The organism is Kribbella sp., assembly GCF_035655035.1.
GTDB lineage: Bacteria > Actinomycetota > Actinomycetes > Propionibacteriales > Kribbellaceae > Kribbella.
In genome coordinates this window covers 1-6,330 of record NZ_DASRVN010000109.1, presented here as the reverse complement: position 1 = coordinate 6,330, position 6,330 = coordinate 1, and the positions used below count along the sequence as shown (strand labels likewise).

The window sequence follows — 6,330 nt, the reverse complement described above, 5'->3', positions numbered from 1 at the left end:
TACACGAGCCGCCTGGTCGTCGGCGGGCAGCGGTTCCGCCTGGTGACCGCGACGCACGGCCCGGTGCATCTGGTCGAGGTCGACGGCGTGACCCACCGGGTGAGTCGCGACGAGGGCGGCGTACTGCGGTCGCCCGCGCCCGCGCTCGTGGTGGCGACGCCGGTGCAGACGGGTGCCGAGGTGGAGGCCGGTGCGCCGGTGCTGGTGCTCGAGTCGATGAAGATGGAGACGGTGCTGTACGCGCCGTTCAAGGCGACCGTGAAGGAGCTGCAGGTCTCGACCGGCAGCCAGGTGGAGACCGGTGCGCCGCTGCTCCGGCTCGAGCCGGTCGCCGACGAAGCTGTCGAAGAAGCCGCGCCGGTGAACAACGGCGTACAGCTGGATCTGCCGAACGGGTCCGGCGAGAAGTCGGCGGCCGAGCGGGTGGAGCGCGGGCTGGACGACCTGCGGAGCATGCTGCTCGGGTTCGACATCGACCCGCAGGACGAGGGCGGCATGCTGGCCGACTACCTCGCCGCCCGGGCCGAGCTGGACGAGCCGCCGGTGGCGAAGGAGATCGAGCTGCTGGCGGTGTTCGCGGACTTCGCCGAGCTGAGCCGGAACCGGCCGGCCGGTACGGACACCACGATCGAGAACCGGGTGCACAGCCCGCGCGAGTACTTCCACACGTACCTGCAGAGCCTGGACCCGGACCGCGGCGGGCTGCCGGCCGAGTTCCAGGCGCGGTTGATCCGGGTCCTCGGCCACTACGGCGTGACCGGGCTGGAGCGCAGCCCCGAGCTCGAGGAAGCGGTCTTCCGGATCTTCCTGGCCCAGCTGCGGTCGAACCCCGACGTACTGCTGGTGACGTCCGTACTGCAGCGCTGGATCGCCGAGCCGCGGCCGGAGGCGCCGCTGGACGAGTGCGTGCACGACCTGCTGGACCGGTTGGTGCTGGCCACCCAGCTGCGGTTCCCAGTGGTCGGCGACCTGGCCCGGAGTGTCCGGTTCCGGTGGTTCGACCAGCCGCAGGTGGACGCCGAGCGGGCGTCGATCATCGCGGGCGTCAGCGACGAGGTCGCCGACCTGGCCGCCCACCCGGACGCGGCGGACCGGCAGCGGCGGATCGACGCGCTGGCGGCGATCCCGGAGCCGATCGTCCGGTTCCTGGCGCAGCGGCTGGAGCACGGCTGGGGCGAGCAGGAGCCGATGCTGGAGGTGCTCGTCCGCCGGCACTACCGCGAGTACGAACTGCACGACCTGCGCGCGTTCGCGGTCGACGGGCGGCCGTTCGCGACCGCCGACTACTCGATCGACGACAAGCCGAGCCACCTGGTCACGACGGTCGGTACGGTCGCCGAGCTGGCCGACCCGGGCAGCGTGCTGTCGCGGGCGCTGACCGACCGGGTCGACGCCCGGACCGCCGGCCACGAGGCCGTCGTCGAGCTGTACCTGTACGGCCCGGACCTGCCCGAATCGCAGCAGGACGCCGCGGACCTGTACCGCCGGATGGTGGCCGCCCTGCCGATCGCCCAGCGGGTACGGCGGATCTCGGTCGCGATCGCGCCGGGACAGGGCCGCTCGGTCTCGTACTTCACGTACCGCCCGGCCGGCGGCTCGATGGCCGAGGACGACAACGTCCGCGGCGTGCACCCGATGGTCGGCCGGCGGCTGAACCTGTGGCGGCTGCGCGACTTCCGGATCACCCGCCTGGAGGCGCCGGAGGACGTGCTCCTCTACTACTGCGTCGCGCGCGAGAACGAGGCCGACCGGCGGCTGGTCGCGCTGGCCCAGGTCCGCCAGTTCGCGGTCGCCCGCGACGAGGACGGCCAGGTCACCTCGCTGCCGCACGCCGAGCGGGCGATCTCGAACTGCCTGGAGGCGATCCGGCGGGCCCGGACCGCGCGCGGCGCGGCCGGCGCGAAGCTCGACATGAACCACGTGTGGGTGCAGATCTGGCCGGCCGTCGACGTCCAGGTCGACGAGGTGACCGCGCTGCAGCGCAACATCGCCCCGATGACCGCGGGCGCCGGGATCGAGGAGGTCCTGGTCCAGGGCGACGTGGTCGCGCCGGACGGCTCGGTCAACCCGGTCGCGGCCCGGTTCTACTACCAGCACGGCGCCGGCGTGGTGACCTCGATCGAGCAGCCGCCGACCGGGCGGCTGCTGCCGCTCGACGACTACGCGCAGAAGGTGCAGCGGTCCCGGCGGCGGAACACCATCTACCCGTACGAGGTCAGCGGCATGGTCGCCGGCCAGGGCGGGTCGTTCGTCGAGCACGACCTCGACGACGCCGGCAACCTGGTCCCCGTCGAGCGGCCGAAGGGGCTGAACAAGGCCGGCATCATCGTCGGCATCGTCAGCACGCCGACCGAGCGGTACCCCGAGGGCGTCACCCGGGTCGCGATGAGCGGCGACCCGACCAAGGCGCTCGGCGCGGTCGCCGAGGCGGAGTGCTCGCGGATCATCGCCGCCCTGGACCTGGCCGAGCGGCTCCGGGTCCCGGTCGAGTGGTACTCGCTGTCGGCCGGCGCCCGGATCTCGATGGACTCCGGTACCGAGAACATGGACTGGGTCGCGAAGGCGCTGAAGCGGATCGTCGAGTTCACCCAGGCCGGCGGCGAGATCAACGTCGTGGTCGCGGGCATCAACGTCGGCGCGCAGCCGTACTGGAACGCCGAGGCGACGATGCTGATGCACACGAAGGGCATCCTGGTGATGACGCCGGACAGCGCGATGGTGCTGACCGGCAAGCAGACGCTGGACTTCTCCGGCAGCGTGTCGGCCGAGGACAACTTCGGCATCGGCGGCTACGACCGGGTGATGGGCCCGAACGGCCAGGCGCAGTACTGGGCGCCCGACCTGAAGGGCGCGCGGGACGTGCTGATGACGTACTACGACCACACGTACGTCGTCCCGGGCGAGCACGGGCCGCGCCGGGCGCCGACGAGCGATCCGCTGGACCGCGACGTCACGCCGTACCCGCACGAGGTGGCCGGGAGCGACTTCAAGACGGTCGGCGAGATCTTCTCGGTGGCCACCAACCCGGACCGGAAGAAGGCGTTCGACATCCGCACGCTGATGCGGGCGGTCACCGACCAGGACCACCCGATGCTGGAGCGCTGGGCCGGGATGGCCGACGCCGACACCGCGGTCGTGGTGGACGCGCGGCTCGGCGGGTTCCCGGTCTGCCTGGTCGGGATCGAGTCCCGGTCGGTGCCGCGTCGCGGCTTCCCGCCCACCGACGGCCCGGACACCTACACCGCAGGCACGCTGTTCCCGCGGTCGTCGAAGAAGGTCGCCCGCGCGATCAACTCGGCGAGCGGGAACCGGCCGCTGGTGGTGCTGGCGAACCTGTCCGGGTTCGACGGTTCACCGGACTCGATGCGGAACCTGCAGCTCGAGTACGGCGCCGAGATCGGCCGGGCGATGGTGAACTTCCGCGGCCCGATCGTGTTCTGCGTCGTGTCCCGGTACCACGGCGGCGCGTTCGTGGTGTTCTCGAAGTCGCTGAACCCGTCGATGACGGTGCTCGCGGTGGAAGGATCGTTCGCCTCGGTGCTCGGCGGCGCGCCGGCCGCCGCGGTGGTTTTCGCCGGCGAGGTGGACGCGCGGACCGCCGCGGATCCTCGGGTGGCGGCGCTGGCCGAGCGGGTCGGCGAGGCCGCCGGCGCGGAGCGGGCCGCGCTCGCGACCGAGCTCGCGGACGTGCGAACCGTCGTACGGGCAGAGAAACTGGGCGAGGTGGCGACCGAGTTCGACCGGGTGCACAGCATCGAGCGGGCCCGCGACGTCGGGTCGGTCGACGAGGTGATCAAGGCCGGCGAGCTGCGGCCGAAGTTGATCGAGGCAATCAATTCCGGGGTATCCGGACAGTGATCGGTGCATTAGCCTTGGGTGATGCGTGCCGACAGGGGACGGCGCAACTGGGCTCGGTCGTTGATCATGTTCATCGGCGTGAGCGCGCTGTCGGGTGCGCTCGCCGCCGGACTGGCGATCCCGTTCGCGGGGTTCGTCGGGCAGGGATCGGCCACGGTCGCGGCCACGGTGCAGAGCCTGCCCAGGGAGTTCCGGGGTGACGTGCCCGCCGTCCGCAGCCGGATCCTGGCCGCGGACGGCACGCTGATCGCCACGCTCTACGAGCAGAACCGGGTGCCGGTCCGGCTGACCGCGGTCGCGCCGATCATGCGCAAGGCGATCGTCGCGATCGAGGACTCCCGGTTCTACGAGCACGGCGCGCTGGACTTCAAGGGCACGCTGCGGGCGATGGTGCGCAACCAGTCCGGCGGCGAGGTGCAGCAGGGCGGGTCGAGCATCACCCAGCAGTACGTGAAGATGAGCCTGGTCGAGAAGGCGAAGACCGCGGCCGAACGGGCCAAGGCGACCGAGGTGTCGTACGAGCGCAAGATCACCGAGCTGCGGTACGCGATCGCCGTCGAGAGCGAGTACTCCAAGGACGAGATCCTGGAGAAGTACCTGAACCTGGCGAACTTCGGCGCCGGCACGTACGGCGTCCAGACCGCCGCGCAGCACTACTTCCGGACCACCGCCGACAAGCTCACGCTCCCGCAGGCCGCGCTGCTGGCCGGCATCGTGAAGAACCCGACCGGCTACAACCCGGCCAACAACCCGGCGCGCGCCCGGGCCCGCCGGGACGTGGTGATCAAACGGATGCTCGAGCTCGGCGTGATCACCGTGCACCAGGCGAACGAGGCACTGCGGACGCCGGTGATCGACCGGTCCCGCGTCGAGCCGGTGCCGAACGGCTGCGCGAACTCGCGGTACCCGTTCTACTGCGACTACGTGGTCTCGAAGCTGCTCGCGAACCCGGCGCTCGGCGGCACCCGGAAGGAGCGCGAGCACTACCTGAAGACCGGTGGGCTGCTGATCCGGACCTCGATCGACCCGCGGATCCAGGCCGCCGCGCAGGCGTCGATCGACCGGCACAGCAAGGCCACCGACACCGCGGTCGCCGCGATCACGATCGTCCAGCCGGGCACCGGGCTGGTGAAGGCAATGGTGCAGAGCCGCCCGTACGGCAACGGCCGGCATCAGACGAACTACAACTACAACGTCGAGAAGTCGTACGACGGCGGGTACGGCGGGTTCCAGAACGGCTCGACGATGAAGGCGTTCACGATCGCGGCCGCGCTGGCCAAGGGCATCCCGATGGACTACCGGATCAACTCGCCGGAGCAGATCGACCTGACCAAGGCCAGGTTCCAGACGTGTCACGGGTGGACCCGCGATCCGACGTACCGGCCGAAGAACTCCACCAAGAGCGGCGACCTGACGATGGTCGAGGCGGCCCGGTACTCGACCAACACCTACTTCCTGCAGCTGTCCCAGCGCACCGGGCTGTGCGCGATCGCGAAGGTCGCGGGCAGGCTCGGGATGTACGACGCGCAGACCGGCCGGCCGCTCGACCAGGTGATCTCGATGACGCTCGGCGTCGGGTACGTGACCCCGCTGATGCTGTCGAACGCGTACGCGACGTTCGCGGCCCGCGGGACGTACTGCAAGCCGCTGGTGGTCACGTCGGTCCGGGACAAGGCAGGCCGGCCGGTGCCGGGGCCCGGGTTCGACTGCAAGCAGGTGCTCCAGCGGCAGGTCGCGGACGGCGTGAACCGGGTGCTCAGCCAGGTGATGATGCCGGGCGGTACCGGCGGCCACCTGCGGTTCGGGACCCGGGACATGGCCGGCAAGACCGGCACGATCAACCAGAACCTGGCGGTCTGGTTCTCCGGCTACACCCCGAACCTGGCCGCGGCCGCGGTGGTCGCGGACGCGACCCCGCCGTACACGAACCTGATGTACGGCCACACGCTGAACGGCGTGGACATCTCGGACCCGACCGGCTCCGGCACCGCCGGCCCGCTCTGGGAGTCCGCCATGCAAGGCGCGCTGCGCGGCCTCCCGGCCGAACGCTTCGCCGCCCCGCCGAAGAAGATGATCGGCGACCCGAACCCGAAGCCGCCGCCACCGGACACGAAGAATCCCAAACCGAAGCCCCACGGCTGAACCGGGCGGTCCAGGGTAAGGACGGTGACCCCGCATGACGCTGCACACGGACATTCCCTCGCGGACCGAGCTGGAGCGGCTGATCACCGCCCGGGACCCGATCAGTGTCTCGATCTACCTGCCGACCAGCCCGCTCACCCAGGAGGCGCAGGCGGACCGGATCGAGCTGAAGAACCTGGCCACCGAGGCGTTCCGCCAGCTGGAGGGGGCGGACAAGCGGACGGTCGACGAGATCCGTGAGGCGCTGGACGACCTGGTCGACGACGACGCGTTCTGGGCCTCGCAGGCGCGGAGCCTCGCGGTGTTCGCGTCCGGCGCCGGTGTGACGAC

General features: G+C 71.1%; 3 protein-coding genes. All 3 read left to right on the top strand.

Translation table 11 applies throughout. The features are described from left to right. The coding region (locus tag VFF46_RS06330; protein WP_325036076.1) for a carboxyl transferase domain-containing protein at nucleotides 1-3,858 on the top strand (3,858 nt) is incomplete at its 5' end. Nucleotides 3,859-3,879: 21 nt separating this feature from the next. Then, complete coding sequence (locus tag VFF46_RS06325) at nucleotides 3,880-6,000, top strand: transglycosylase domain-containing protein (protein ID WP_325036075.1); 2,121 nt, start codon at nucleotides 3,880-3,882, stop codon at nucleotides 5,998-6,000. Between the two features lie 34 nt (nucleotides 6,001-6,034). Further along, nucleotides 6,035-6,330: hypothetical protein (locus VFF46_RS06320; RefSeq protein WP_325036074.1), on the top strand; the 296-nt coding region annotated here is incomplete at its 3' end.

Coding starts and splice junctions, on each gene's coding strand:
- VFF46_RS06325 (WP_325036075.1), top strand. CDS start 3,880: ATGCGTGCCGACAGGGGACGGCGCAACTGGGCTCGGTCGTTGATCATG.